The sequence below is a fragment of the Streptomyces sp. BE20 genome, from assembly GCF_036322525.1.
GTDB lineage: Bacteria > Actinomycetota > Actinomycetes > Streptomycetales > Streptomycetaceae > Kitasatospora.
The window spans coordinates 13,297-39,431 of record NZ_JAQYWW010000436.1 but is presented as its reverse complement, the minus strand read 5'-3'; the positions used below and the strand labels follow the sequence as shown (position 1 = coordinate 39,431).

Here is a 26,135-nt window from a genome sequence, read left to right as displayed (position 1 = left end):
TAAGTAAATTCAAGCTCTCCTCAATCCCAACTCTTTCGTTATCTTCATGAACGCCCACTCGGGATTGAAACCTGGAGATTCCTCCGAGTCGAGCTATGACAGGACATGACAGAACGGACGAATCCCTCCAGAAAACGGGCCCCACCTGGTACGGACCTGAGGGAAAGCCGAGCGAAGCGCGCACAGACCGAGCCCGAGCGACCATTCGAGGCCCCCTTGACAGGAACAGGGCAGGTCTACTCAAGCGTTCAAGAGTTTGATCAACCGTCAGAGAGAAGGGGCGACGTTCGAGCCCGGTAGCGGCCGGGCGTCGTCCCGAAGAGCCGGTTGAAGGCGTGCGAGAGCGCGTACGGGGTCGCGTATCCGACCCGGCGGGCGATGACGTCCAGCGGCTCGGCGGTCTGCTGGAGCAGCGCCGCCGCGCGCGTCATCCGCCACCAGGTGAGGTAGGCCATCGGCGGGCGGCCGACCAGCCCGGTGAACCGCCGGGTGAGGGTGGCCCGGGAGACCCCGGCGTGGGCGGCGAGGTCCTCGGTGCTCCAGCCCCGCGCAGGGTCCTCGTGCAGGGCCCGCAACGCGGCGGCGACGACCGGGTCACCCAGCGCGGCGGACCAGCCACCGCCCCGCGCCCCCGCCGGCCCCGGCCCCGGCCCTCCGGTGGCGGCCGGACCGTCCGGCGCCCCGGCTCCGCCCCCGTCGGCCGCACCACCTGCACCACCTGCACCGCCCGCACCGCCCGCACCGGCGCCGGGCGGCCCGGCCAGCCAGGCGCGCACCATGTAGACCAGCAGCAGGTCGATCAGGCTCGGCACGGCCAGCGCCGCACCGGCCTCGTCGGCGGCCAGCTCTCCCCCCAACAGGTCCACGGCCGAGCGCAGTTGCGGGTGGCCGCCGACCCGGTTCGCCAGGTGGACCACGTCCGGGAGTTCCAGCATCAGCGGGTGCGTCCGACTGTGCTCCAGGCGGTACTTGCCGCAGAGCAGCTCGACCGCCGCCCCCGTCCCGGAGCCGGGGGCGGACTCGTACGAGGCGGCGGGGCCGAGCGGCGGCACCGGCCGTCCGGGGCCGAGCAGCCGGTCGATCGGCACCGCCCGTGCCGCCTCGGCCGGCTCCAGCGGCGCGCTCGCGAGGACGTGGCCGGTCCCGTGCGGCAGCAGCACCGCGTCACCGGCGCCCAGGGCCACCGGCGCGCCACCGTCGGGCAGCAGCCAGCAAGCGCCCTCCAGCACCACGTGGAACCCGGCCCCGTCGTACGCGGGGATCCGGGTGGACCACGGCCCGCCGACCCGCAGCCGGACCGAGGAGGGCCGGCCGATGCGCACGGCCGCGATCGCGTCGCTCACCACGTCCATCGGGCCATCCTACGGTGGCCGGCCACGCACCGGTGAGCCGATCACGTATCCGATTGATCCTCTGAAGCATTGAGACGCTCACCCGGTGCCTCTTAGGCTCGACCCCGACGGCGCACGGACGTGGCGCCCCACGACCCGGCCGCGCAGCTGTACAGGTGCGCGGCCACACGGGTGCACAACGACACGGGGAGGAACCATGGAGCGAATCATGCTCGGCGACGCCGAGATCATCAGGGTGGTCGAGTGGGAGGGGCCGTTCGTCCCGGCCCGGAGGATCGTGCCCGGCCTGCCGGCCGGGGAGTGGGAGCGGAACGCGGACTGGCTGGCCCCGGACCACTGGGACCGGGCCGGGGACGACTACCGGGGGGCACTCCAGACCTGGGTGGTCCGCCACGGCGGTCGGACCGTCCTGGTCGACACCAGCGTCGGGGACGGTCGGCAGCGCCCGCACAGCCCGCACTTCCACGACCGGCGGAGCGACTTCCTCGACCGCCTGGAAGCGGCCGGGGTCCGTCCGGAGGACGTCGACGTGGTGGTCAACACCCACCTGCACGCCGACCACGTCGGCTGGAACACCGTCGCCCGGGACGGCGAGTGGGTCCCCGCCTTCCCCAACGCCACCTACTACCTGCCGGCCGCGGACCACGCCGCGATCGATCCGGACGGGCCGGAGTCGGGACCGGCCCCGGCGGACGCCGACGCCCGGGTCTGGCGGGAGGAACGGCGGCTGATGTTCGCCGACAGCATCGCGCCGGTCGTCCGCTCCGGGCAGGCCGTGCTCTGGGAGGGCGGTCACCGGCTCGACGAGGCACTCACCCTGGAGCCCGCGCCGGGTCACACCCCCGGCTCGTCGGTGCTGCGGCTCGCCTCACGCGGGGAGCGGGCGGTGTTCGTCGGCGATCTGCTGCACAGCCCGGTGCAGTTGCTCCACCCGACCTGCAACAGCTGCTTCTGCGAGGACCCGGCCCGGGCCGCCGCCAGCCGGCAGCGGGTGCTGCAACGCGCCGCCGACACGGGGGAACTCGTGGTCCCCGCCCACTTCGCGGGCGCGGGCGCCGTCGAAGTACGGCGTGCGGGAAGCGGATTCGCGGTCTCCCGCTGGGCCGCCTGACCGGCCCGGGGCCAACCGGGCTCGGCGGCTACGGCCGCTCGAAGTACTGCACCACTCCGCCGGCCGAGAAGCACAGCGCGCCCGCGAACGTCCCCCAGTTCGCGAGGTCGGTGTTGACCGGGCTCCCGGTCTCCGGACGGGTGAACGCCGCCACCGCCGAGAGCAGGAAGAACACGGACCCGATCTGGTTGACCAGCACGATCCACCACCCGATGCCGCGCGCGTGCACGCACCAGTGACCGTGGCAGACCTCGACCAGCGCGAGGTGTCCCGAGATCAGGAACAGCACGCACCCCACCATGTCCGGGGCCCAGACCAGCCGGTCCGCCTGCCGGGCCGAGAGGTCCTGGAGGAAGGAGTCCAGCAGGTTCACGCCGAACACCAGGGTCCCGGCGAACAGGACGAACGTGCTGAGCCAGTCGATCCGCTGAGGTTCGTAGCTCCACCAGCGCCAGGTCCGGGTGACCGGTGCGTCCGTTCCACCGGAGCGGCGCGGGGCGTTGACCGCCTGGAGCAGCGAGGCGTAGCCGCCGGTGTTGAAGAACAGTCCTCCCGCGAAGAAGACCGAGGCGATCGCCGTCGGGCCGACGTCGGTGACCGCCGCGAGGAGGGCGCCGAGCGCGAACAGCGCGCCACCGATCACGAACGCGACGGCGGCGACGGTGTTGAGTGTGCGCAGGCGGTGCAGTGCCCGGCCGTCCGCACGGTGCGGCGCACCCTCGGCTCCCGACTCCGCCAGCGTCCTGAACACACCGCGTTTGCGGGCCGGCCGGGATTCCCAGACCGCCAGACCGCCCTCGGCCCTGCGCCAGGTGACCCGGGTCGTGAACGGTCCAGCGCCCTCGGCGCGCTCGTCGCGGCGAACCATGGCACGAGCCTAGACCGGAGCGGGCCGTCACCCGCCCTGCGCGGCACGGCGTGTCCCGACCGGGGTGCGGGAGGAACCACCGGCCTGCCTCCCCGGCCCGGCCACCCGTCCGGCGGGCCGGGTGGCCGGGCTTGTCAGCCGGCCCGGACCGCGTCCACCCAGCGGGCGAGGTCCTGTTCGGCGAGTTCGGGGTGGTCGAGCAGCCGCTCGCGCACGGCGGTCAGGACGGGCCCGCCACCGGCCAGCGCGAGGTCCTTGGCGGCCAGCCGGACCGGGAAGTCGGCGTCGTCGGAGCGGGCCCGGCCGACCGCACCACCGAGCGGTCCGCTCGCCAGCGCGCCCAGGGCCAGTTCCTCCGGGAGGCCGAGCGAGTCGGCCAGGGCGAGTGCCTCCGCCACCACCGCGACTCCCCCGATCACCGCGCCGATCACCACCAGCTTCAGCGCCGCGCCCGATCCGGGACCGCCGCAGTGCACCACCGAACCGAGCGTCTCCAGTACCGGCCGGACCCGGTCGAGGTCGGCGGGCTCCCCGCCCGCCAGCACGGTCAGCCCGCCCGACGCGGCCGGGCCGACGCTGCCGAGCACCGGCGCGTCCACCAGCCCCACGCCGTCCGGCAGCCGTCCGCGCAGGGCGGCCACCGCCGCCGGACCGACGGAGGACATCTCGGTCCAGATCGTGTCGGGCACCAGTTCCCCCACGAACCGCTCGGCCACCGCCGCCAGCGCCTCCGGGTCGGACAGCATCGTGACGACGACGCCCGCCCCGCGCACCGCCTCCGCAGGATCGGCGGCCTCCGGGAGCCCCTCGGCCCTCCCGGGCGTGCGGTTCCACACCGTCAACGGGTAACCGGCGGCGGCGAGTCGGCGGGCCATCGGTCGACCCATCCGGCCGAGGCCGAGAAATGCGATCTTCTCCATGGCCTCCACGCTAGGAACCATCGAGCCAGGCGACAAGCGAATGTCTCGCATGGTAGCCATGCGGAATGGACATGGCCTGGCTCGAAGTCTTCCGCACCGCCGCCCGACTGGGTTCGTTCACCGCCGCCGGCGAGCGGCTGGGGTTCACCCAGTCCGCGATATCCCGTCAGATCCTGACCCTGGAGGCCGAGTTCGGTGCGCCGCTCTTCGACCGACTGGCCCGGGGCGTGCGACTCACGGAGCACGGACGCACCCTGCTGCCGCACGCCGAGGCGCTGCTGGAGCGGCTGGACGGCACTCGCCGCGACCTGGCGGCGCTCACCGAGCTGAACCTCGGCAGGCTGCGGGTCGGCGCGTTCGACAGCGCCAACGCGGCGCTGGTCCCGGACGCGCTGGCAGCCTTCCGGGCCGCGCACCCGCTGGTCGGGGTCTCGCTCACCGAGGGGCTCTCGTCGGCCCTGCTCGACCGGCTCCGGGACGGCGCGATCGACCTCGCGCTGGTCTCCGCCTACCCCGAACACCCCTACGACACCGAGCTGTTCGACCTCCGCCCGCTGGTCGACGATCCGGTCCTGGTGGCTCTTCCACCGGACCACCCGCTGGCAGGCCGCGCGTCGGTGCAGCTGGCCGAGCTCGCCGGGGAGCACTGGATCGCCGCCAGTCGGCGGGCCGAGTCGACCCTGCTGGCCGCCTGCGTGCGCAGCGGCTTCCGGCCGCGGATCGAGTACGAGGTGGCCGGGTGGCCGGCCAAACTCGGCCTGGTGGCCGTCGGGTTGGGTGTCACCCTGATCCCCGCCCTGGCCGCCCGCGCCGCCCGGCCGGACGTCGCCCTCGTCCCGCTCCACCCGGACGACACGCCCGTCCGCCTGGTCCGCACCGCCACCCTCCGGGACCGGTCGGTCCCGCCGGCGGTCACCGCCTTCCTCGGCCACCTCGCCGCAGCGGCGAAGCCCACCGCCCGGGGCTGACCGGCCGGACCCGGACCGGAGCCCCGGCCGGGGTCCTGCGCTCCGGTCGGCGGCGCAAGGTCGGCAGGGGGCCGGTCCCCGCGCCGCCGTTCAGCGGCAGAGCGCCCGCTCCGCGGTGCCGACCAGGACTTCGACAACCTCCTCGACCGGCAGGGCGCGGCCGGTCCGGAGCTGGCGGACACCGGACACCGGACGGCGAGCGGGCGAGCAGGGCCGGGGCAGGGGCAGGAGCAGGGACGGGGCACCGGTCCCGGCGCGGGGCCGGAGGCCCGGGACGGGGGCGGGCGGAACCGGGCCCTGCCCGGGCCGGTGCCCGACACGGGCCGGGCACCGGATCGGGCCAGGAGGCGACCGCTGCCCCAGGCGTCCGGGACGGCGGGCGGCGGACCTTGGAAGCCACGCCCGGCCCGCGCCGGGCGCACCGATCCGCACCCACCCACGGGAACCTCCTCATGACCGCACAGTCCGCCCTGTCCGCCGCCCTCCTCGACGCCCGCCGCTCCGTCTGCCTGCCAGACCTGCTCCGCGCGCAGGTGGCCGCCCGGCCCGACGCCACGGCCGTGACCGGCGACGGCGGCCGGCTCAGCTACCGCGAGCTCGGCGAGGCCGCCGACGCCCTCGGGGCCCACCTGCACCAGCTGGGTGCGGGCGCCGACGACTGCGTCGGCCTGTACACCGAACCGTCCTTGGAGCTGATGACCGGCGCCTGGGGCATCCTCTGCGCGGGCGCCGCCTACCTGCCGCTCTCCCCGGAGTACCCGGAGGAGCGGATCCGCTACATGATCGAGTCCAGTGGCACCAGGGTGATCGTCGCTCAGGACCACCTGCGGCACCGGCTGGCCGGGCTGGCCCCGCCGGGCGTCCGGATCGTCACACCCGCCGATCTCCGCGGGGCCGCCGGCACGCACCCCATCCCGCGCCAGAGCCAGGGACCCGGCGACCCGGCCCCCGGCCCGACCCCGGACGCGCTGGCGTACGTCATCCACACCTCCGGCAGCACCGGCCGGCCCAAGGGCGTGATGATCGAGCACCACAGCATCGTGTCGCAGCTGCGCTGGCTGACCGACGCCGGCCACCTCGGCCCGGACACCACCGTGCTGCAGAAGACGCCGATGAGCTTCGACGCCGCGCAGTGGGAGATCCTCGCGCCCGCCGCCGGCGCCCACGTCGTGATGGGGGCGCCGGGCGTCTACCGGGATCCGGACGGGCTGATCGACGCGGTGCTGGAGCACGGCGTGACCGCCCTCCAGTGCGTCCCCACCCTGCTCCAGGCGCTGCTGGACACCGAGCGGTTGCCCGGCTGCACCACGCTGCGCGCGGTCTACTCGGGCGGCGAGGCGCTCTCCGTCCGGCTCGCCCGGGCCCTCACCGCCGAGCTGCCCCGGGCCTCGCTGGTCAACCTGTACGGGCCGACCGAGTGCACCATCAACGCGACCGCCCACCGGGTCGACCCGGAGGCCCTCGGCGAGGGCTCGGGTTCGGTGCCGATCGGCCTGCCGGTCGACCGCACCCGCTGCTTCGTGCTGGACGCGGAGCTGGCCCCGGTGGAGGTCGGCGCCACCGGCGAGCTGTACGTCGGCGGCGTCCAGCTGGCCCGCGGCTACCTGAACCGGCCCGACCTGACGGCGGAACGGTTCGTCGCCTCGCCGTACCTCCCGGGCGAGCGGCTGTACCGCACCGGCGACCTCGCCCAGTGGAACCCGGACGGCACCCTGCAGTGCGCCGGCCGGACGGACAGCCAGGTCAAGCTGCGCGGGTACCGCGTCGAGCTGGACGAGATCGCACTCGCGATCGAGGACCACACCTGGGTGCGCCGGGCCGCCGCCGTGGTGACCGACGACGCGCGGACGGGACACCGGAACCTGGTGGCCTGCGTGGAGCTGAACCCCAAGGAGGCGGCCCTGATGGACCAGGGCAGCCACGGCGGGCACCACCGGTCCAAGGCGAGCAAGCTCCAGGTGAAGGCGCAGCTGTCGAACCCGGGTCTGCGGAGCCCGGGTCAGCTGGCCGGCCGTCCGGTGGTCGGGCTTCCGGGGCGGCAGGAGAGCGGACGGCAGCGCCGGGAGGCGTTCGCCCGCAAGACCTACCGGTTCTTCGAGGGCGGCCCGGTGACCCGCGACGACCTGCTGGCCCTGCTCGCCGCCCCGCACCCGGCGGACCGGCCGGACCACCACCGGACCGCCCGCCGGGACGGCGGCGTGACCCTGGCCGAGCTGGGCGGGATCCTGCGGTGGTTCGGACAGTTCCACAGCGAGGAGCGGCTGCTGCCGAAGTACGCGTACGCCTCCCCCGGCGCGCTGTACGCCACCCAGCTGTACCTGGAGACGAACGGCTCCGAGGGCCTGGCCGCGGGCGTCCACTACTACCACCCGGTCGAGCACACCCTGGTCCGGGTCGGCGACGCGGCCGACGGCGCCGCGCCCCTGGCCCTGCACTTCCTCGGCCGGCGCAGCGCGATCGAGCCGGTGTACCGGAACAACATCCAGGAGGTGCTGGAGTTCGAGACCGGGCACATGCTCGGTGTCCTGGAGGAGGTGCTGCCCGCGTACGGGCTGGCGGTGCGGCCGCTCGGTCACGAGCCGGCCGTCCGGCGGCGGCTGGACGTCGCCGACGAGGACCTCTACCTGGGCAGCTTCACGGTCGTCCCGGAGGACGGTCGGCCGTACCGGGACGACACCGAGCTCTACGTCCAGGCCCGGCCGGGCCGGGTCGAGGGCCTTCCGGCCGGCACCCACCGGTACGAGGACGGCGGGCTGACGCTGATCTCGGACGAGCTGGTGGAGGCCCGGCACGTCATCGCGATCAACCAGCAGGTCTACCGTCGGGCGGACTTCGGCATCTCGGCGGTGAGCCGGGCGGCGGAGCCGTGGCTGGAGTACATCGGCCTGGGCACCCGGCTGCACCACCTGCAGCGCAACGGACTCGGCTTCGGGTTCATGTCCTCGGGCTACAGCTCCAGGACCGGGCACCCGCTGCCGGCCGCCCGGCGGCTGGACGCCGTCCTCGCGTCGTGCGGGATCGCGCCCGGGCCGTCGTACTTCTTCCTCGGCGGGCGGGTCAGTGGCGAGCAGATCAGCAGCGAGGGCATGCGGGAGGACGCCGTGCACATGAAGGGCCCGGCGGAGATGATCCGGGACGAGCTGGCCGCCGCGCTGCCGGACTACATGGTCCCCAACCGGGTGCTGGTCCTGGACGAGCTGCCGCTCACCGCCAACGGGAAGGTCGACGTCAGGGCCCTCGCCGCCGGCGAGCAGGTCCGGGACGCCGGAACGGGCGCGCCGTTCGTGGCGCCGTCGACGCCGACCGAGCGCCGGCTCGCCGAGGTCTGGGGCGCCGCGCTGAAGTACGAGGCCGTCTCACTGGCCGACGAGTTCTTCGCCGCGGGCGGGAACTCGCTGATCGCCGTGGCGCTGGTCAACCGGGTCAACCGGGAGTTCGGCACCCGGCTGCCGCTCCAGGTGCTGTTCGAGAGCCCGGGACTGGCCGACCTCGCGGAGCGGATCGACCGCTCCGGCGCCGCCGGCGCCGCCGGCGGGCCGGCCTCCCGGCTGGTGCCGCTGCACCGCGGGGGCGCCGGTGACCCGGTGTTCTGCTGGCCGGGGCTGGGCGGCTACCCGATGAACCTGCGGCCGCTCGCCGGCCGGGCGGGCCGGCCGTTCTACGGCGTGCAGACGTACGGCATCAACCCCGGGGAGACGCCGTACCCGACGATCCGGCAGATGGCCGCCGCCGACGTGGCGGAGATCCTCCGGATCCGCCCGGAGGGTCCGTACACCCTGTGGGGGTACTCCTTCGGCGCCCGGGTCGCCTTCGAGGCCGCGTGGCAGCTGGAGCAGGCGGGCCGGCGGGTGGACGACCTGCTGCTGATCTGCCCGGGCAACCCGGAGCTGCGGAAGGCCGACGGCCAGCGGTACGGACGCGAGTACTCCTACCGCAACCCGGCGTACCTGACCATCCTGTACTCGGTTTTCGCGGGCTCGATCAGCGGGCCGGGGCTGGACCGGTGCCTGGCCGAGGTCCGGGACGAGGACGGCTTCGCCGCCTTCGTCCACGGGCTGATGCCGGAGCTGGACTTGGAGGTCGTCCGCCGGATCGCCCGGATCGTCGGGGAGACCTACGAGTTCGACTACAGCTTCCGCGAGCTGGCCGAGCGGCGGCTGTCGGCGCCGGTGACCGTGTTCAAGGCCACCGGCGACGACTACTCGTTCATCGAGGAGAGCTCCGGCTACTCGGCGACGGCGCCGACGGTGATCGAGCTGGCCGGCGACCACTACGGCGTGCTGAAGGAGCACGGCGTCGGCGAGCTGGTGGCCGCGGTCCGGTCCCGGTCCGGGGGCCTGAACCGCTGACCCGCCGTTTCCCGCCCCGTCCCGGCCGGGCGGGCCGGGCCGGGGGACGGGCCGGGCGGGCCGGGCCGGGCGGGGTGGTTCAGCCGCGGGTCCGGTCCGGCGGCTGCGGCTCCGACACCGGCCCCGCGCCTCCCGGCCCCCCCGCGTCCGTCCCGGCGGACTCGGCGGCCACCGTGGCCTCGGCGGACTCCGCCAACAGCTTGATCCGCGCCAGCCGCCGGTCCCAGTCCGCCGCGAGCGAGGCCATCCACCGCGCGGTCGCGTCCAGCGCCTCGGGCCGGACGGCGTAGCGGACCTCGCGGCCGGTCCGACGGCCGGTGACCAGCCCGGCGGTGTCCAGGACGGCGAGGTGCTTGACCACGGCCTGCCGGGTGACGGGCAGTCGCCCGGCGAGCGTGGTCGCGGTCGCCTCGCCCTGGGCGGCGAGCAGGTCGAGCAGCCGGCGCCGGGTCGGGTCCGCCAGCGCGCCGAGCACGCCGTCGACGACCTCGGCGCCGCCGCTCCGCCGCTCCGTCACGCCGACCGCTGCTCGGCCCGCGTGCGGAGCGCGTCGAACACCTGGGGCCAGCCGCCGCTGTTGTCCCGGACGGCCTGGCTCCGCCGCTCCTCGGAGACGGCCAGGGCCGCGAACCCGCTCTCGACGACCCGAAGGCGGGTCTTGTCGCCCTCCTCGGTCAGGGTGAACTCCACCAGCGTGGTGTTGTCCTCGCGCAGTTCCTCGCCGGGGAACGCGCTGGCCCAGCGGTAGGCCAGGTAGGTCGGCGGCTCAACCTTCTCCACCCGCACGGGGAAGTCCCCGTACTCGGCGCTCCGCGCCACGGTCGACTCGCCCTCGCGCGCCACCGTGCCGGCCACGCTCTGCGCGTCCACCCAGAACCCGGGCTGGGCCACCAGTGCCCAGACCCGGTCCAGGGGGGCCGCGATCAGGGTCTCGCGCTCGATCCGGTCCTCGCTCATGGGATGCTCCTCCGTCGTCACCAGTGAATGCAACCCCATGGTTGCACCTGGCCCCGCCCGGGCGCAACCATGGGGTTGCGCCCGGGCCGCGAAGCCGCACCGGTCAGCCCCACCACTGCTCCGGAACGGCGACCTCGTCGCGGGCCGACCCGGCCGGGGCCTCGACGGCCCGCGCGGGGCCGGCGGTGACCAGCAGCTCGTCCCGTCCGGTCGCGGCCACCTGGTAGCCGGACTCCCGCAGGACCACGGCGACCGCACCGGTGACCGCCGCCCTGATCCCCTCGACCGGCGGCGGGTCGGCCCGCTCCACCTCGTCGGACCCGCCCGCCCCGTCGGCCGGGTCAACCGGCCGCCAGTCCACTACCACCCCCTGGGGGCGGTGACCGATCCGCAGGCCCGACGGCCCCCGTCCGGTGTCGAACCCGGCCCGGGCCAGGTCGGTCGTCACGTCCTCGAAGAGTTCCCGGTGATCCACCATTGGCGCAGCGTAGGCCCGCCGCCACGCCCTCCCCGGGCACGGCGCGCACCAAACGCTCCGGCGCCCCGGCACAGCACCCGGGCGCAGCATCCCGGCCGCCGGAGGCGACGGGGGACCCTCGGGCGAGCCGACACGAGCGGCCGGACGGGCCGATGGACGTGCACAGTCGGCGCGGTGCCGACAGCATGTCAGAGTAAGCGCTCCATCACTTTGAGCAACGGGGGCGGCGGGTCGGCGGATCCGCGCGCCGGTGTACCCGGCTCCCCCGCATCGAGAGGTCCGATGATCACATCACTCCGCCGGCCGGCAGCTCAGCGGCCGGGCGTCCAGGACGTTCCGCAGCGGACACCGGGGAGCCCGTCGTGAGAGCCGGTCAGCAGCCGAGCCCGGCACCGGCCACCAGCACCCGCGCGGCACCGGCCAACAAGGTCGAGGCGTTCGCCGACTGGGCCGACGGGCGGCTCGGCATCTACGCCCTGTCCAGGTCCAACCTGCGCAAGATCTTCCCGGACCACTGGTCCTTCATGCTGGGCGAGATCTGCCTCTACACCTTCATCATCATCATCCTGACCGGTGTCTGGCTGACGCTGTTCTTCATCCCGTCGATGGGCGAGGTCATCTACGAGGGCTCGTACGTGCCCCTCAGGGGCGTCCCGATGTCGGAGGCCTTCGCCTCGACGATGGAGATCAGCTTCGACCTCCGCGGCGGCCTGCTGATCCGGCAGATCCACCACTGGGCCGCCATCGTCTTCGTCGCCGCCATGTTCGTGCACATGATGCGCGTCTTCTTCACCGGGGCGTTCCGCAAGCCGCGCGAGATCAACTGGATGTTCGGCGCGCTGCTGCTGTTCCTCGGCATGTTCGACGGCTTCATGGGCTACTCGCTGCCCGACGACCTGCTCTCCGGCACCGGCATCCGGTTCATGGAGGGCGCGATCCTCGCCGTGCCGATCGTCGGCACGTACCTCCAGTTCTTCATCTTCGGCGGCGAGTTCCCGGGCGTGGTCATCATCCCGCGGCTGTTCACCGTGCACATCCTGCTGATCCCGGGGATCATGCTGGGGCTGCTGGTGGCCCACCTGATCCTGGTCTTCTACCACAAGCACACCCAGTTCGCCGGGCCCGGCCGGACCAACAGGAACGTCGTCGGGATGCCGCTGATGCCGGTCTACATGGCCAAGGCCGGCGGCTTCTTCTTCCTGGTGTTCGGCGTCATCTCGGCCATGGCGGCGATCGCCACCGTCAACCCGATCTGGGCGTACGGCCCCTACCGGCCCGACCAGGTGTCCACGGACGCCCAGCCCGACTGGTACATGGGCTTCTCCGAGGGCCTGATCCGGATCATGCCGGGCTGGGAGATCGGGCTCTGGGGCCACACCCTGAACCTGGGTGTCTTCGTACCGCTGATGATCTTCCCGCTGGTCCTGGTGGCGATCTGGTCCTACCCCTTCCTGGAGGCCTGGATCACCGGCGACCGGCGCGAGCACCACATCGCCGACCGGCCGCGCAACGCCCCGGTGCGCACCGCCTTCGGGGCCGCCTGGATCAGCCTCTACCTGGTCCTGCTGGCCGGCGGCGGCAACGACCTGCTGGCCACCCACTTCCACCTGTCGATCAACTCGATCACCAACGCGGTGCGGATCGCGTTCTTCGTGGCGCCGGTCGTGGTCTTCGTCATCACCAAGCGGTGGTGCCTGGGCCTCCAGCGACGCGACCGGGAGAAGGTGCTGCACGGGCGCGAGACCGGCGTCATCAAGCGCCTCCAGCACGGCGAGTTCGTCGAGGTGCACGCGCCGCTGCCGCCCGGACGGCTGTACACGCTCACCTCGCACGACCAGCCGCAGCCCGTCGAGCTGCCGGCCGAGGTGGACGAGAACGGGGTGGCCCGCAGGACCGGGCTGCTGACGCGCACCCGCGCCAAGCTCTCCCGCGGCTTCTACGGCGGGGGCGGCCAGATCACCAAGCCGACCGCCGAGGAGCACGAGGAGATCACCAGCGGCCACGGGCACCACTGACCCGGACGCCCCCGCGCGACCGGGGCCCGCCGCATTCCTTGGGTTCAAGGTGTGCGGCGGGCCCCGGTCGCGCAACCGGTGGCCGTCAGCCGTGCAGGGCCGCCGGAAGGGCGGCGAGCAGCGCCGCCGCCAGCGCCACGGAGAGGCAGACGGCCGCCCACCGCGCGCAGATCCGGCGGCACTCGGAGCGGTAGCGGGCGGCGAGCTGCCGGCACCGCTCGACCGCCCGGTCCACGACCTCCTCGGCGTACCGGAGGCGGTCGTCCGCGTAGGCGCGCTCCAGCGCCTCCCGGTCGTCGGGCGAGAGCCAGGGGAACCGGTCGGCGAAGGCCCGGGCGTCCCGTTCGGCCGCCGCCACCTCCGCCTCCCAGGCCAGGTAGCCCTCCAGCCGGGCGATCTCCACCCGGGCGTCCACCGCCTGTCCGCCCGCCTGCGGGCCCGTCGCCCGCCTGCCGGGACGCGCGTTCCGCGCCTTCGGCGGGCGCTCTCTGCCACCCATGACCGCTCCTCGTGCCGTCGTCGTCCAGCACCCCCCGGGCGCGGACCGATCCGCGACCACGCAACTACTACCAGTGACCGGAGGCGGTCGGCGCCAGACGCGCCGGGCCGCCGGCCGCCCGGCCCGCAGGGCACCGGCGCGCGGCGCACAACGCGCGCCGGGGAGGCTCCGGCGCACGTCGGCACGGGTGCGCACGGGCGCGGCACCACCGGAGGACCATGGACACGCTCCGCACATGGCCGTGTACCATCAGCCATCGAGACCGGCGCCCTGCTCCGCGTCGGCCCGGCCCGCCCCGGCCCGTCCGGGGCGCGAACCAGGAGGTCAGCCATGCCCGACGCCGGTCGGTTCAGCGAGTTGGGCGAGCAGGGCTCGCGCGCCGTCATGGAAGCCGCCGCCGTCCTGGAACGCGAGCTCTCCGCCGGACTGGCGGACGCCAAGGCGGCCACCGCCCGGCTGACCGGCGAGCACCGCGTCGACCAGGAGGAGTTCGACCAACTGGTCCGCCGGGTCTCGGAGAACACCCACCAGCTGATCGACGCGGTCAGCACCCGGGTGCTCGCGGCCACCACCGGCGAGGTGTCCGAGCAGGCCGAGCGGCTCGCCACCAACGCGCACGACGTCCTCGAACTGCTGCTCAACCTGAGCAGCCTCGCCCCCGGCTTCGCCAACCGCACCATGCAGAGCGCCTTCGGTCCCCAGCGCGGGCCGACCGGCGGGGCCGGGGACGCCACCGGCGACGGCTCCTCCGCCCGGCCGAACGGGTGAGCACGGCGGCCGGTCCGACGGCCGTCGGGGCGCCGCTGGTCGAACGGGTCCTCGCCCGGTACCGCGAGCGGACCGTCGCCGAGCTGCTCCGCCACATCCCCGAACAGAGCCCGCCGTACCTCTACGAGCTCACCGCCGACTACCCGGCCCGTCCGTGCAAGGGCCTGCGCGCAGCGCTCTGCCTGGTCACCTGCACCGCGTTCGGCGGCTCCGCGGAGCGGGCGCTCAACCCGGCGGTCACCGTCGAGCTGTTCCACAACGCCTTCCTGATCCACGACGACATCCAGGACGGCAGCGAGCTGCGCCGCGGGTCGCCCACGCTCCCCGCCCGGTACGGCGTCGAGGTGGCGCTGAACGTCGGCAACGCGACCAACCTGCTCGGACTGCGCCGGGTGATGGCCAACCGGCGGGCGCTCGGCGGGGAGCTCGCCTGGCGGCTGTTCGAGGAGACCGAGCTGATGTGCCGCCAGTCGCTGGAGGGACAGGCGCTGGAGATCGGCTGGATCCGGGACAACGTCTGCGACCTCACCGCCACCGACTACTACCGGATGTGCCTCAAGAAGACGTCCTGGTACACCTTCCTCTACCCGTGCCGCTCCGGCCTGCTGGTCGCCGAGGGGGCCTCCACGGACGCGTCCCGGCTCGACCGGTTCGGCTGGTACCTCGGCGCCGCCTTCCAGATCCAGGACGACGTGCTCAACCTGGTCGGAACGGCCGAGGAGTACGGCAAGGAGATCGCCGGGGACCTCTGGGAGGGCAAGCGCACCCTCATGCTGATCCACCTGCTGGAACGCGCCACGCCCGCCGAACGGGCCCGGGTCGTACGGTACCTGAGCAGCACCCGGGCCCAGCGCGGCCCCGACGCGGCCGACGACGTCCACTGGCTGCTCGACCGGATGGCGGCGTACGACTGCTTGGCCGGCGCCCAGGAGGCCGCCGCCGGGCTGGTCGCGGCCGCCGAGCGGGAGATCGAGGGCATCGTCGCGGACCTGCCCGAACCGGCCGGCGAGGACGCCGACGCGGTCGAGCGGACCGTCGAGGCGCGGGAGTTCCTGCTGGCCCTGCCCGGATTCGTGGTCGCCCGCGGACGCTGACCCTTGCGCGTTCACCCACCCTGCGTAAGATCCACAAGGCCGGCCCCGGAGGACGGGAACCGGTCACGGGTCGGTCGACGTCACCGGGAATGACGTCGCTGCGGTCAACGTGGGGGTGGGTGGCCGATGTCCATAGAATCCGGGCTGCGCGAGCTCGAACGGCTCGCCGGGCGGCTACCGGCCGGGGTCGACCTGTACCGGCTCCGCCCGGACGGCCGCGTCCTGCTCGCCGACCGCGAGGGCGCACGGGAGTTGGGCCCGGACACCGTGCACGGGCCCGCCGGTGAGGAACTGCTCCGCTTCATCGACGAGGGCCAGTTCGCCCACTACCTGGTCGGCGACGCCAAGACCTCGCCCGAGCGGCCGTCGAACGCCACCTACAAACTCGGCATCGTCGCCCCGCGCAGCGCCTTCACCCCGCACGCCCACGGCGGTGAGCACCTGGTTCTCAGCCTCGGCCACGCGGCCTGCGGCCTGTACGACGCCGAGCGGCGCCGGGTGGTGGACGTCCCGCTGACACCCGGGCTGCTGATCCGGATCCCCGAGCTGATGCCGCACTCCTTCGCCAACCGGGGCACCGAACCGCTCAACATCCTCGCCGCCAACACCGGTTACGGCATCGATCACGAGGACTACGCGATCACCGCCGCCGAGGCGGAGCGCCGGCAGGACACCGAACTCGCCGAGGCGCTGCGGGCCGTGGAACGAGGACAGCAGGTGGGCGGGGTCAGCGCCCGCGAACGGCTGGCCGCCCGGCTGCGCCGCCTGGCGGCCGCCCTGGAGGTGCCGCGGTGATCTGTCCGCACTGCCGGCAGCGGCTGCTGCGGCGCGAGCGCACCGACCGCCGCTGCACCCGCTGCCGGCGCCGCTTCGCCCTGGAACCGAAGCTCGACCAGGGCCTGACCGACCTCCGGCTGCGGCAGCACGCGGACCGGCTCACGGACGGCGGCCGGCTCGTCTGCACCACCGACCAGCTCCGCTGGTCCGTCGTGACGCGGCAGCTCCCCCGGGCCGAGCGGGCCCGCCCGCCGGAGGCCCCGCCCGAACCCACCGCCGACGCGGACAGACCGGGCTGCGCGACGGCCGGCGCCGTCGTCCCGCTGGCCGCCGCCGTCCTCTGGGCCGTCCTGGTGCCCGGGCACCGGCTCCTCGCCCTCGCGCCGGCCGCGCTCGGCCTCTGGTTCCTGTTCGGCCTGCTGGTCATCGTGCAGGAACGCCGCAAGCTCCCGCGCCTGCGGCGGGAGTGGCAGCGCTCGCACGACCGGTGGACCGAGCAGCTCCGGACGTGGCAGGACGAGCAGCGCCGCTGGACCGATCCCCTCCTGACCCCCGTCAACTGGACGGCCCGGCGGTTCCGGGACTCGGTCCTGGCCTCCTGGACGAGCACCTACGGCGCCCTGCCCACGGGCGTCGTCGACGACGCCGCCGTCGTGCCGGTCCGCCCGGCCGGCACCCCGGCTCTCGCGGTGCTCTGCCCGGACCCGACGGTGACGGCCTTCCTGCACGCCAACGACTTCCCCGGACGCCACCGCGCCCTGCTCGTGGGCCGTCCGGAGGAGATACCCGCCGGGGTGCCGGTCGTGGTCCTGCACGACGCCTCCCCGCAGGGCTGCCTGCTGGTCGCCGACACCCGCGCCGCGCTGCCCGGCCGCCGGGTCGTCGACGCCGGGCTCTCGGCGCGCACCGCCCTCGCCGGGGGCGAGCGGACGGTGCAGCTGTACGAACGCCGGCTGCGCGAGCCCCTCGCGGAACAGCTGGCGCGGCTCCCGGGACTCACCCGGGAGGAACTCGCCTGGTACACCGCGGGGCTGTGGAGCCCGATCGCCGCCCAGCCGCCCAAGCGGGTGCTGGCGGCGGCCGAGCAGGCCGCCGAGCGGGCCGTGGCGAAGACCTTCGACAAGCGCCCCGGCCCGGCCGACGAGCCCGCCGACGCGCGCGCGTCGGCCTCGGACCTCGGGTTCCTGAGCTGGCCCGACCGCCCGACGGATCCGGACACGGCGACCCCGGAGGTGCCCCGATGATCTGCCCGCACTGTGCGAAGAGCCTGCGCCAGCGCGAGCGCGGCGGGCACCGCTGCTCGTACTGCCGCAAGGACTTCGCCCTCGACCCGAAGTCCGAGGGCACCGGGCTCAACGACCTGCGGATCCGCAAGCTGACCGCCAAGCTCACCCTGGACGGCAGACTGGCCTGCACCGTCGGCCAGTTGCGGTACGCCCTGCAACGGCGCGGCCGGCCCGAGCCGTCCTTCCTCGGCAGCCGGGGCGGCGGCTCGTGCCTGGGCGTGCTCGGGATCGCGGCCATGGTCGTCGGCCTCGCGCTGAACGGCTCGCTCACCGTGCTGCTGGCCCTCGGCGGGATGGTCCTGATCGGCACCGGCGTCCGCCAGTTCTGGCTCGCCGACACGCCCGCGCCGCCCGCACCGGTCGAGCTGCGCTGGGACGCCGACGACTTCCGGCGCACCGTGGTCGACCGGTGGAAGAAGGTCTACGGGACGCTGCCGTCCGGGCTGGTGGAGGACGACCTCGTCCGGCCCGGCCCGCCGCCCGCCGAACCGGCGTTCGTCCTGCTCTGCCCGGACCGGACGGTGACCACCTTCCTCCAGGCCAACGACTACCCCCGCCGCCACCGCGCGCTGCTCGTGACCGACCTGCGCGCCGTCCCCGCGGGCCTTCCCGTGGTGGTGCTGCACGACGCCTCGCCGCAGGGCTGCCTGCTGGTGGCCGACGCCCGAGCCGCACTGCGCGGCCGGCGGGTCCTCGACGCGGGCCTCCCGGTCCGCACGGTGCTCGTCGACCAGGACAAGTTCGTCCTGCTGCGCGACCCGCACCGCTCCGAGGAGTTGCAGGCCCGCCTGGAGCGGACGGTGCCCGGGCTCACCGGCGGCGAGCGCGCCTGGTTCGCCGAGGGCTGGTGGAGCCCGCTGGCCGCCCTGCCGCCGAAGCGGCTGCTGGCCGTCGCCGTCCGGGCCGCCGAACGGGCCGGCGGGCGGGGCACCGCCGGCGGCCCCGCCGGGATCCCGGCGCCCCGGCGGCCCGACCGGCCCGAGAACCCGATCGAGACCCGCCGGCGAGCTCTGGCCGTCGGCTTCCTGACCTGGCCCGAGGAGCAGCCCGGCCACGGGCCCGGGCCCACCCGGAAGGGCACCGCATGACCCTGCGTCCGCTGCTGGACGGCGCACTGACCGTCGCCGCCGACCGGGCCGGGGCGCCCGGCGGCCTGCGCTACACCGAACGCCAGCTCTACTACGAGCTGTGCCGCGTGCTCCAGCCGCTGCACGCCGGCCCGCGCCGGATCCCGTACACCCTGGCGCCACCGGTGCGGTACGGCCGGTTCGCCGCCGCCCTGGCCAGCCGGCGTGACGAACTGCCGGGCCTGCTACCGCCGTTGGATTCCGCAGCGGCCGTGACCCCCGGCACCCGGACCGCTGCCGAGGGCGACCTCTACGACTACGGGCTGCCCCGGCTGCTGGTCTGCCAGAGCCCCGCGATCGCCGCCATGCTGGTGGCCAACGACCTGCACCTGGAGGCCGCCTGCCCGATCGTCGCCGCCGACGGGCTGCCGCTCGACCCGCGGCTGACGGCGGCCCTGGAGCGGGCGGGCGACGCCGTGGTCCACGTGCTGCACGACGCCAGCCCGACCGGGCTGGCCTGCTTCGAACGGGTCCGGGCGGAGTACGGCAGCGGCGGCGCGGTGGACGGGCCCGCGGGTGTCCGGGTCCGCTCGATGGGCCTCGTCCCCCGGCACGCCACCGCCCTCCACCTCACCACCGGCCGCGGCCCGCACGCCTACCGGGGCCTGCTCCCCGCCGGGCTGCGCCCCGAGGAGCGGGCCTGGCTCGGCGGCGGCCGGACCGTGGAACTGGCCGCCGTCGGACCGGCCAGGCTGCTGCACACCGCGATCCGCCAGGTCCGGGGCGGCGCCACCGGCCCGCGCCGCACCCCGCTGCGGAGCCGGGTCCGCACCGCCCGCGAGGCCGGCTTCCTCAGCTGGCCCACCCCCTGACCGACCGACCCGCCCCCCGACGTGTGAGGACCCCTCGACCATGAGCAACGCACGCCACCTCGGCTACCGCGACGAACTGCTGGCCGACGGCCAACTGCACCGGCGGTACGAGGACGGCCGCAGCGAGTGGCGCCGGCGCGGCGCCGGCCACCTCGTCCACTGGCAGGACAGCCTCGGCCGGTCCGGCACCGACGAACGGCTCGGCCGGGACCTCGTCAAGCGGCTCCACACCGACGGCACCACCGAGTACGGCCGCGACATCGGGTACGGGCGCACCGTCTGGGCAGGCGGACACGTCACCGTCAACCGCACCTCCTTCAGCGGCCGGCTCGGCGTGGTGGTCGGCGCCCTCGGCGTGGCCGGCGCCGCGGCGATCACCGCCGCGCAACTGCCCCCGGAGACGCTGTCCGAGGCGGAGGAGGAGGCGCTGCGCCAGGCCGCCCAACGGCAGCAGACCTCCGACGGCGGCGGGGGCGGGGGCTCCGACGGCGGCGGGTCCGACACCGGGTCCGACGCAGGATGGGACGACACCGACAACGGCTGGGACGACTCCGGCGACGACTGGGACGGCGACGACTTCGGCTGACCCGCCGCGCCCCGCCGCCGGCCCCTCGACGAAAGGCACCACTCCCCCATGCCCCGCTGCTGCGCCTGCGCCGGCCCCGACGCCGACCGGGCCCGCGCCCACCTCGCCTCGCTCACCGGCACGGCACTCCACGAATCCGGCGCCCCGGCGGGCGGGGGCGGCAGGGGCGGCCAGGCCGCCCTGATCCACGGCGAACCCGGCTTCGCCACCGGCCCGTTCACCGTCGACGGCACCACCGCCGTCGGCGAGGTCACCCTGCACAACCGGCCGGAGCTGCACTCCGCCCTCGCCGCCGCCGGCGCCCCCGCACCCGGGACCTGCCCGGACGGCGAACTCCTGCTGCGGCTCTGGCTCCGGCTCGGCTCCGACGGCGTCCGGCGCGCCGACGGGATGTTCGCCCTCGCCGTGGTCGACGGCCCCGACCTCGTCCTGATCCGCGACCACGCCGGCGCCCGCACGCTCTTCTACGCCCGCGCCGACGGCTGCTGGGCCGCGTCCACCTCGCTGCGCACGCTGCGCCACTGGCCCGCGCTCGACACCGGGCTCAACCTCGCCGCCGTCCGCTCCTTCCTCACCTTCGCCTACCTGCCCGGCGACGAGACCCTGGTGCGCGGCGTCCACGAGGCCCTGCCCGGGCGGGTCCTGCGGCTCGCGTCCGACGGCTCCGCCCACCAGGAGCCCTACTGGGAGCCCGCCGAACTGCTCCCCGACGACGGGCTCGTCCCGCCCGCCGGGTACGCGCAGGAGTTGCGGTCGCTGCTGGAACGGGCCACCGAGCGGCGGCTGCCGGCCGGCGAGGCGGTCGCGGTCCTGCTCTCCGGCGGCGTCGACAGCTCCCTGGTCACCGCGCTCGCCGCCCGGCTGCACGACCGCCCCGTGCACACCTACTCGATCAGCTTCGGCGACGACCTCCCCAACGAACTCGGCTACTCGGGCCTGGTGGCGAGCCACTGCGGGACGACCCACCGGGTCCTCACCGTCTCCGGCACCGAGGTCGCCGCCCGGCTCGCCGACACCGTCGCCCTGCTCGACAGCCCGGTCGGGGATCCGCTGACCGTCCCCAACCTGATGCTCGCCGAGGCCGTCTCCGGCGACGGGATCACCGTCTCGCTCAACGGCGAGGGCGGTGACCCGGTGTTCGGCGGCCCGAAGAACCTGCCGATGCTGGTCCACGAGATGCACCGGGACGACCCGGACCCCGAGGCGCGGGCCGAGGCGTACCTGCGGTCCTACCGCAAGTGCTACGAGGACCTGCCCCGGCTGCTCACCCCGGAGGCGCTGCGCGCGCTGGCCGGCGAGCCGCAGCCGCGCCGCTTCGTCGCCCCGTACCTGCGGCCCGGGCCGATGCACACGCTCCTCAACCAGCTGCTCCACTGCAACCTGCGGACCAAGGGCGCCCACCACATCCTCACCAAGGTCGAACGGCTGACCGCCTCGCAGGGCGTCCAGGGCCGCTCCCCGCTCTTCGACCGACACGTCGTCGACCACGCCTTCGCCACCCCGCCGACGCTCAAGCTCCGCGGCACGGTGGAGAAGTGGGTGCTCAAGGAGGCCGTCCGGGACCTGCTGCCGGGGGCCGTCGTCGACCGGCCGAAGAGCGGCATGCGGGTGCCGGTCCAGCAGTGGCTGCACGGCCCGCTGCGCGACCTCTCCGGCGACCTGCTGCTCGGCCGCACGGCCCGCGAGCGCGGCCTGGTCCGCCCCGACACCGTCCGTACCTGGATGCGACGCGAAGGCACCCTGCTACCGCGTCAGGGCGGCAAGCTCTGGCTGGTGCTCACGCTCGAACTCTGGCTGCGCGCCTACGACCTGTGAGACCGCCCGCCACCGGACCCGCCCCGCACCGGTGAGCGCCCCGCCACCACCGACCGCTCCGCAACCCCCTGCTGCCCCGGCCCGGGAGGCCCACCCATGGAACCGTCCACCGAACCCTCGATCCACCTGACCGACCCGCGCACCGGCCACACCCGCGGCACCCTGGTGCCCGCCCGCGCCGGGAGGGTCACCGAGACCGTCGCCCGGGCCCGCGCCGCCGGGGCGCGCTGGCGCGCGCTCACCCCGCGCGAGCGCGAGCGCCGCCTGGACGCGCTCGCCGACCTCGTCGAACGGCACCTCACCGAGTACACCGTGCTGGAGCAGGCCGGCACCGGCAAGCCCGAGGCGGAGGCGACCGGCGAGATCCTGCAGGCCGCCGACCTGTTCCGGTTCTACGCGGGCGCCGCCCGGACCGACAGCGCGCCCGCCGCCGGCCGCTACCTCCCGGGCCACGAGAGCTGGGTGCGCTGGGAGCCGGTCGGCGTGGTCGCCGCCGTCGTCCCGTGGAACTACCCGCTGCTGATGGCCGCCTGGCGGGGCGCCCCGGCGCTGGCCGCGGGCAACACCGTCGTGGTCAAACCGGCCGAGACCACCACCGAGTCGGCCGCCCTGCTCGCCACCCACGCCGCCGAGGCGCTCGGCGAGGACGTGCTCACCGTCCTGCCCGGCGACCGGGAGACCGGACGGCTGCTGGTCGCCGGCGACGTCGACCTGATCGCCTTCACCGGCAGCGCCACCGCCGGCGCCGACGTCACCGCCCGGGCCGGTCACCGCCGGGTCAGCCTGGAACTCGGTGGCAACAGCCCCGTCCTCGTCCTGCCCGACGCCCCCGCGCACACCTGGTCCGCGCTCGCCGAGGCGTGCACCTACAACGCCGGCCAGAGCTGCGCCGCCCCTGCCCGGGTGATCACCCTGTCCGACCACTACGAACACGTCCTCGCCGCGCTCACCGCCGCGTTCGCCGAGCGGCGGGCCGGCCGGGACTTCGGCCCGCTCAACAACCCCGACCAGGCCGCCCGCTACGACCGCATCGTCGCCGCGTCCGCCGCCAAGCGATCGCCCGCCGCACCCGGCCGGACCGACGGCCTCTGGCGCCCGGCCCGCCTGCTCGCCGACCTCCCGGACGACGACCCCGCCGTCCTGGAGGAGGTCTTCGGCCCGCTGCTCACCGTCCAGCACGCCCCCACCGTCGAGGCCGCGCTCGCCCTCGCCAACTCCGTCCCGCAGGCCCTCGGGGCGAGTGTCTGGACGCGCGACCTCCCCACCGCCCTCGACCTCACGGCCCGCCTGGACGCAGGCGAGACCTGGATCAACTGCCACCTCGTCCAGACCGCCGAACTCCCCCACGGCGGTCGCGGCGCCTCCGGCCACGGCACCGACCTCTCCGTCCTCGCCCTCCAGGAGTACCGGCGCCCGAAGACGGTCACCGCCCGGCTCTGAGTACGTCGCGCACGGGAACTGAGTACCCGTGCGCTGACGGGGCGGCGGTGCGGCCGGGCAGGATCCGGCCATGAGGAGAATCGCGGGCCGGGACCGGACCGGGTGGTGGCTGGTGCCGGTGCGCTCGACACTGGTGACGGGAGCGTGCCTGCTGTTCGCGCTGCCCCTGCGCGGGGTGGCGGAGATGACGACCGACCCGTGCTTCGAGCCCGGATCCTGCCCGGAGACCTACGCGGGACTGGCCCTGTCGGACCGTCTGCTGCTCACGACCGTGGTACTGCTGGCGGTCCAGTGGCCGCTGGCCTACCTGGTACGCCGGGCCCGCCTGTGGGCGGGCCTGGCGCCGGGCGCCGCACTGGTGGCGGCGGTGGCCGTGCTGTTCTCCGTCAGGCCCGGCACGTGAGGCCGGGCGGACGCGGGGGGACGGCCACCGCTCAGGCGAAGGCGCCCGGGCGTCCGAGGGCGACCAGGCGGTGGTCCTTGGTGCCGACGTAGATCCGTCCCTTGTCGGTGGCCGGGACGGAGAACTTGCTGACCGTGCCGAGCGGGAAGGAGCGGCGCAGCTTGAGGACGCCGTCGACCGGGACGGGGTCGTAGGCGCGCAGTTCGCCGCCCTCGCCGTACTGGCCGGTGCCGGACCAGATCACCCAGACCAGGGCGGAGCCGGAGCGGGTGCCGTCCGAGGTGACCACGGGCGAGCCGGACATCTTCAGGAAGTCCCCGGCGCTGGTGCCGGCGCTGCTGAGCTGCGGGCTGCCGGCGGCCGTGACCGAGTACTTGAGGGCGCGCAGCTTGCCGAAGTTCTCGACCGTGTAGACGTAGCCGCCGTCGCCGCCCCAGACCGCCGGGTGGCCCCAGACACCGCCGTAGGGGCCGGTGAGCCCGACCACCTTGTCGGTCCCGCCGGGGCCCTGGCCCATGCCGCCCAGGTCGTCGCGGTCGAGCAGGAAGATCCGGCCGTCCTTGCCGACCTGGACGAGCAGGCGGGGGTGGGTGGGGGTGCCGAAGGAGGACGGCAGGGCGACCGGGCCGCCGGAGCCGAGGTCGGTGTCCCGCTTGTCGAGGGTGGCGTTGTTGGTGGGGCTGAAGAAGTCGGCGGGCGCGAAGCCGCCGTCCGCGTCGACGGCGAAGCGGACCACCGACTCGCCGAGGCCGCCGGGCGGCCGGTTGCCCGGGCCCACGGCCGGCGAGGCGCCGGCGCCCTGGCCGTTGGCGGTGGTGAGGAAGAACCGGCCGGGGCCGTCCGAGACGAGGCCGCTGCCGGCCATCCAGATCGAGGCGCGCTGGGTGTCGGAGCCCGCGACGGTGGAGAACAGGGTGAGCTTGCGGGTCCGGGTGTCGAGGCCGGCCAGCGTGCCGATGTAGTCGCCGATGCCGCAGAGCGAGCCGAAGCCGAAGTAGAGCCTGCCGTCGAGGAGGAGCAGCCCCGGGCGCTGGAGGGAGCGGTAGGCGTTGAACGGCTTGCCGGGCGCGTTGACCGGGTCGCCCTGGACGGTGACGGGCCAGCCGCTGCGTTCGGCCCCGGTCTGCGCGTCGACGGCGTGCACGTAGTAGTGCGGGTGCTTGTCGTCGGGGCCGTCGTCGACCTTGCTGGTGAGGTAGACGGTGCCGGTGGCGGGGTCGTGGACGGGGGTGGAGGTGGTGCCGACGTTGGGGCCGGGGTCGGAGCAGCCGATGGCCGCCGAGGCCCAGGCGGGGCCCATCTCCCGGTGCCAGGTGATCTTCCCGGTGCCTGCGGCGATGCCGTAGACGTGGTTGGTCTCGGTCGCGACGACGACGGTCGGGCCGATGACCAGGGGCTGGGCGAAGACCTGGCCGTTGAGCGGAGTGGAGAAGCGGACGCCGAAGTCGGACCTGCCGACCTCGGCGGGGCTCAGCGCGGGTTCGTCGCGGTCCCAGGCGGTGCGGTCGGCGGAGAAGGAGACGGTGCTGACGTCGGCCCGGGCGGTGCCTGCGGCGGCCGGGGCGAGCAGGGCGAGGCCGGTGAGCACGGCCGCGGCGCGCGGCAGGCTGCGGGTGCCCGGGCGGCGGGGCGGTGTCGGGCCCCGGAGGGCGGTCCGGCACGGGTGGGTGGTTCGGTTCATGGCGCCCATGGTTCGGCGGGGCGGGTGGGGCCACCAGCGGAGGTGGTCCACTCGGCGGTCGGCCGTTCGCGGCGTTCACCGGACAGGCCGGGCGGGCTGCTCTATGGTCGTCGCGGCAGGCTTCCGAGTGACGGGTGGTGCGGTTGTGCGGTACGGGGTCCTGGGTACCGGTGGGGTGGGCCGGACGATTGCGGACAAGCTGGTGGCACTCGGTCACGAGGTGACGATCGGTTCGCGTTCCCGGGGGAACGAGAACGCGGTGGCCTGGGCCGAGCAGGCCGGGCCGACCGGGCACGCCGGCACGTTCGCGGACGCCGCGGAGTTCGGCGCGGTGGTGGTGAACGCGACCGCCGGGACGGTGTCCCTGGACGCGCTGCGGGCGGCGGGTGCGGAGCGGCTGGCGGGGAAGGTCCTGATCGACCTCTCCAACCCGCTGGTGTTCTCCCCCGAGGGCGCGGTGACGCTGGACCCGGTCAACACCGACAGTGTCGGCGAGCGGATCCAGCGGGAGTTCCCGCGGACCAGGGTGGTGAAGGCGCTCAACACCCTGACCGCGCCGCTGATGGTGGACCCCGCCCGGCTGCCGGGCGAGCACAACGTCTTCGTGGCCGGGGACGACGCCGACGCCAAGGCCGAGGTCGTGGCGGTGCTGGCCGAGTTCGGATGGCCGGCGGGCTCGGTGATCGACCTCGGGGACATCGCGGGGGCCCGGGCGCTGGAGATGACCATGCCGTTCTGGATCCGGCTGATGCAGTCCTTCGGCACGGCGGAGTTCAACTACTCCTTCACGCGCGCGAAGTAGGCGCCACGCGGACGCCCCCGCCCTCCC

The 26,135-nt window shown here is 74.8% G+C and carries 23 protein-coding genes and 1 pseudogene; 15 read left to right on the top strand and 9 right to left on the bottom strand.

Annotated elements, in window-relative coordinates; translation table 11 throughout:
- Positions 1-260: 260 nt before the first annotated feature.
- Positions 261-779, bottom strand: coding sequence for a helix-turn-helix transcriptional regulator (locus PUR61_RS45165; protein WP_443035119.1), 519 nt, complete (start codon positions 777-779; stop codon positions 261-263).
- Positions 762-1,352 (bottom strand): annotated as a pseudogene (locus PUR61_RS45160) (cupin domain-containing protein); the annotation flags it as partial. The gene PUR61_RS45165 and the pseudogene PUR61_RS45160, both read right to left, overlap by 18 nt.
- Before the next feature lie 196 nt (positions 1,353-1,548).
- Here PUR61_RS45160 and PUR61_RS03915 point away from each other — a divergent pair.
- Positions 1,549-2,463, top strand: coding sequence for an MBL fold metallo-hydrolase (locus PUR61_RS03915; RefSeq protein WP_329875635.1), 915 nt, complete (start codon positions 1,549-1,551; stop codon positions 2,461-2,463).
- Positions 2,464-2,491: 28 nt separating this feature from the next.
- On the opposite strand, the gene PUR61_RS03910 is transcribed toward PUR61_RS03915, so the two are convergent.
- Complete coding sequence (locus PUR61_RS03910) at positions 2,492-3,331, bottom strand: hypothetical protein (protein ID WP_329875633.1); 840 nt, start codon at positions 3,329-3,331, stop codon at positions 2,492-2,494.
- A 134-nt stretch (positions 3,332-3,465) separates the two neighbouring features.
- Positions 3,466-4,251 carry an NAD(P)-dependent oxidoreductase gene (locus tag PUR61_RS03905; RefSeq protein WP_329875631.1) on the bottom strand — a complete coding sequence of 262 codons (786 nt, stop codon included), beginning with the start codon at positions 4,249-4,251 and terminating at the stop codon, positions 3,466-3,468.
- 71 nt (positions 4,252-4,322) lie between these two features.
- Between PUR61_RS03905 and PUR61_RS03900 the strand changes: the two genes are divergently transcribed.
- A complete protein-coding gene (locus PUR61_RS03900; protein WP_329875629.1) occupies positions 4,323-5,219 on the top strand; it encodes a LysR family transcriptional regulator in 897 nt (298 codons plus the stop codon).
- A 452-nt stretch (positions 5,220-5,671) separates the two neighbouring features.
- Positions 5,672-9,568 carry an amino acid adenylation domain-containing protein gene (locus PUR61_RS03895; protein ID WP_329875627.1) on the top strand — a complete coding sequence of 1,299 codons (3,897 nt, stop codon included), beginning with the start codon at positions 5,672-5,674 and terminating at the stop codon, positions 9,566-9,568.
- Between the two features lie 79 nt (positions 9,569-9,647).
- On the opposite strand, the gene PUR61_RS03890 is transcribed toward PUR61_RS03895, so the two are convergent.
- The 3 genes from PUR61_RS03890 to PUR61_RS03880 form a co-directional block, all read right to left on the bottom strand.
- Entirely contained in the window at positions 9,648-10,085 is a 438-nt protein-coding gene (locus PUR61_RS03890) for an ArsR/SmtB family transcription factor (RefSeq protein ID WP_329875625.1), read from the bottom strand.
- Positions 10,082-10,525: an SRPBCC domain-containing protein gene (locus PUR61_RS03885; protein WP_329875623.1), complete on the bottom strand. Its 444-nt coding sequence runs from the start codon at positions 10,523-10,525 to the stop codon at positions 10,082-10,084. Before PUR61_RS03885 ends, PUR61_RS03890 begins: the two co-directional genes overlap by 4 nt.
- Positions 10,526-10,628: 103 nt before the next feature.
- Complete coding sequence (locus PUR61_RS03880) at positions 10,629-11,003, bottom strand: hypothetical protein (RefSeq protein WP_329875621.1); 375 nt, start codon at positions 11,001-11,003, stop codon at positions 10,629-10,631.
- 362 nt (positions 11,004-11,365) lie between these two features.
- Between PUR61_RS03880 and qcrB the strand changes: the two genes are divergently transcribed.
- Positions 11,366-13,018, top strand: coding sequence for a cytochrome bc1 complex cytochrome b subunit (gene qcrB / locus PUR61_RS03875; protein ID WP_329875619.1), 1,653 nt, complete (start codon positions 11,366-11,368; stop codon positions 13,016-13,018).
- 85 nt (positions 13,019-13,103) lie between these two features.
- Here qcrB and PUR61_RS03870 read toward each other — a convergent pair whose 3' ends face one another.
- Positions 13,104-13,517: a cytochrome C oxidase subunit I gene (locus tag PUR61_RS03870; RefSeq protein ID WP_329875617.1), complete on the bottom strand. Its 414-nt coding sequence runs from the start codon at positions 13,515-13,517 to the stop codon at positions 13,104-13,106.
- Between the two features lie 330 nt (positions 13,518-13,847).
- Here PUR61_RS03870 and PUR61_RS03865 point away from each other — a divergent pair, with 330 nt between their 5' ends.
- The 10 genes from PUR61_RS03865 to PUR61_RS03820 all read left to right on the top strand — a co-directional run bounded on the left by PUR61_RS03865 (position 13,848) and on the right by PUR61_RS03820 (position 23,625).
- Positions 13,848-14,285 carry a hypothetical protein gene (locus PUR61_RS03865; protein ID WP_329875615.1) on the top strand — a complete coding sequence of 146 codons (438 nt, stop codon included), beginning with the start codon at positions 13,848-13,850 and terminating at the stop codon, positions 14,283-14,285.
- Complete coding sequence (locus PUR61_RS03860; RefSeq protein WP_329875613.1) at positions 14,282-15,379, top strand: polyprenyl synthetase family protein; 1,098 nt, start codon at positions 14,282-14,284, stop codon at positions 15,377-15,379. The genes PUR61_RS03865 and PUR61_RS03860 overlap by 4 nt, the downstream gene beginning before the upstream one ends.
- Positions 15,380-15,505: 126 nt before the next feature.
- Positions 15,506-16,174 (top strand): cupin domain-containing protein, encoded by a 669-nt coding sequence (locus PUR61_RS03855; protein ID WP_329875611.1) that lies wholly within the window; start codon positions 15,506-15,508, stop codon positions 16,172-16,174.
- Positions 16,171-17,400 carry a hypothetical protein gene (locus tag PUR61_RS03850; RefSeq protein WP_329875609.1) on the top strand — a complete coding sequence of 410 codons (1,230 nt, stop codon included), beginning with the start codon at positions 16,171-16,173 and terminating at the stop codon, positions 17,398-17,400. The genes PUR61_RS03855 and PUR61_RS03850 overlap by 4 nt, the downstream gene beginning before the upstream one ends.
- A complete protein-coding gene (locus tag PUR61_RS03845; RefSeq protein WP_329875607.1) occupies positions 17,397-18,530 on the top strand; it encodes a hypothetical protein in 1,134 nt (377 codons plus the stop codon). Before PUR61_RS03850 ends, PUR61_RS03845 begins: the two co-directional genes overlap by 4 nt.
- Positions 18,527-19,381 carry a hypothetical protein gene (locus PUR61_RS03840; protein ID WP_329875605.1) on the top strand — a complete coding sequence of 285 codons (855 nt, stop codon included), beginning with the start codon at positions 18,527-18,529 and terminating at the stop codon, positions 19,379-19,381. The genes PUR61_RS03845 and PUR61_RS03840 overlap by 4 nt, the downstream gene beginning before the upstream one ends.
- A gap of 40 nt (positions 19,382-19,421) precedes the next feature.
- Positions 19,422-19,967, top strand: a complete 546-nt coding sequence (locus PUR61_RS03835) for a hypothetical protein (RefSeq protein ID WP_329875603.1) — start codon at positions 19,422-19,424, stop codon at positions 19,965-19,967.
- 48 nt (positions 19,968-20,015) lie between these two features.
- A complete protein-coding gene (locus PUR61_RS03830) occupies positions 20,016-21,782 on the top strand; it encodes an asparagine synthetase B family protein (RefSeq protein ID WP_329875601.1) in 1,767 nt (588 codons plus the stop codon).
- A gap of 96 nt (positions 21,783-21,878) precedes the next feature.
- Positions 21,879-23,222: an aldehyde dehydrogenase family protein gene (locus PUR61_RS03825; RefSeq protein ID WP_329875599.1), complete on the top strand. Its 1,344-nt coding sequence runs from the start codon at positions 21,879-21,881 to the stop codon at positions 23,220-23,222.
- A gap of 70 nt (positions 23,223-23,292) precedes the next feature.
- Positions 23,293-23,625, top strand: coding sequence for a hypothetical protein (locus PUR61_RS03820; protein ID WP_329875597.1), 333 nt, complete (start codon positions 23,293-23,295; stop codon positions 23,623-23,625).
- Positions 23,626-23,656: 31 nt separating this feature from the next.
- Here the strand turns inward: PUR61_RS03820 and PUR61_RS03815 are convergent, their stop codons facing one another.
- Positions 23,657-25,306 (bottom strand): outer membrane protein assembly factor BamB family protein, encoded by a 1,650-nt coding sequence (locus PUR61_RS03815; protein WP_329875595.1) that lies wholly within the window; start codon positions 25,304-25,306, stop codon positions 23,657-23,659.
- A gap of 103 nt (positions 25,307-25,409) precedes the next feature.
- On the opposite strand from PUR61_RS03815, the gene PUR61_RS03810 reads away from it, so the two are divergent.
- Positions 25,410-26,108 (top strand): NADPH-dependent F420 reductase, encoded by a 699-nt coding sequence (locus PUR61_RS03810; protein WP_329875593.1) that lies wholly within the window; start codon positions 25,410-25,412, stop codon positions 26,106-26,108.
- The last annotated feature ends 27 nt before the right edge of the window (positions 26,109-26,135 follow it).

Excerpts from the sequence above, each read along its gene's own strand:
- PUR61_RS03840 (WP_329875605.1), top strand. The coding sequence starts at position 18,527 with ATGACCCTGCGTCCGCTGCTGGACGGCGCACTGACCGTCGCCGCCGAC.
- PUR61_RS03825 (WP_329875599.1), top strand. The coding sequence starts at position 21,879 with ATGGAACCGTCCACCGAACCCTCGATCCACCTGACCGACCCGCGCACC.
- PUR61_RS03910 (WP_329875633.1), bottom strand. The coding sequence starts at position 3,331 with ATGGTTCGCCGCGACGAGCGCGCCGAGGGCGCTGGACCGTTCACGACC.
- PUR61_RS03835 (WP_329875603.1), top strand. The coding sequence starts at position 19,422 with ATGAGCAACGCACGCCACCTCGGCTACCGCGACGAACTGCTGGCCGAC.
- PUR61_RS03885 (WP_329875623.1), bottom strand. The coding sequence starts at position 10,525 with ATGAGCGAGGACCGGATCGAGCGCGAGACCCTGATCGCGGCCCCCCTG.
- PUR61_RS03845 (WP_329875607.1), top strand. The coding sequence starts at position 17,397 with ATGATCTGCCCGCACTGTGCGAAGAGCCTGCGCCAGCGCGAGCGCGGC.
- PUR61_RS03820 (WP_329875597.1), top strand. The coding sequence starts at position 23,293 with ATGAGGAGAATCGCGGGCCGGGACCGGACCGGGTGGTGGCTGGTGCCG.
- PUR61_RS03915 (WP_329875635.1), top strand. The coding sequence starts at position 1,549 with ATGGAGCGAATCATGCTCGGCGACGCCGAGATCATCAGGGTGGTCGAG.
- PUR61_RS03865 (WP_329875615.1), top strand. The coding sequence starts at position 13,848 with ATGCCCGACGCCGGTCGGTTCAGCGAGTTGGGCGAGCAGGGCTCGCGC.
- PUR61_RS03830 (WP_329875601.1), top strand. The coding sequence starts at position 20,016 with ATGCCCCGCTGCTGCGCCTGCGCCGGCCCCGACGCCGACCGGGCCCGC.
- PUR61_RS03855 (WP_329875611.1), top strand. The coding sequence starts at position 15,506 with ATGTCCATAGAATCCGGGCTGCGCGAGCTCGAACGGCTCGCCGGGCGG.
- PUR61_RS03810 (WP_329875593.1), top strand. The coding sequence starts at position 25,410 with ATGGTCGTCGCGGCAGGCTTCCGAGTGACGGGTGGTGCGGTTGTGCGG.
- PUR61_RS03815 (WP_329875595.1), bottom strand. The coding sequence starts at position 25,306 with ATGAACCGAACCACCCACCCGTGCCGGACCGCCCTCCGGGGCCCGACA.
- PUR61_RS03900 (WP_329875629.1), top strand. The coding sequence starts at position 4,323 with ATGGCCTGGCTCGAAGTCTTCCGCACCGCCGCCCGACTGGGTTCGTTC.
- PUR61_RS03880 (WP_329875621.1), bottom strand. The coding sequence starts at position 11,003 with ATGGTGGATCACCGGGAACTCTTCGAGGACGTGACGACCGACCTGGCC.
- PUR61_RS03895 (WP_329875627.1), top strand. The coding sequence starts at position 5,672 with ATGACCGCACAGTCCGCCCTGTCCGCCGCCCTCCTCGACGCCCGCCGC.
- PUR61_RS03870 (WP_329875617.1), bottom strand. The coding sequence starts at position 13,517 with ATGGGTGGCAGAGAGCGCCCGCCGAAGGCGCGGAACGCGCGTCCCGGC.
- PUR61_RS03905 (WP_329875631.1), bottom strand. The coding sequence starts at position 4,251 with ATGGAGAAGATCGCATTTCTCGGCCTCGGCCGGATGGGTCGACCGATG.
- PUR61_RS45165 (WP_443035119.1), bottom strand. The coding sequence starts at position 779 with ATGGTGCGCGCCTGGCTGGCCGGGCCGCCCGGCGCCGGTGCGGGCGGT.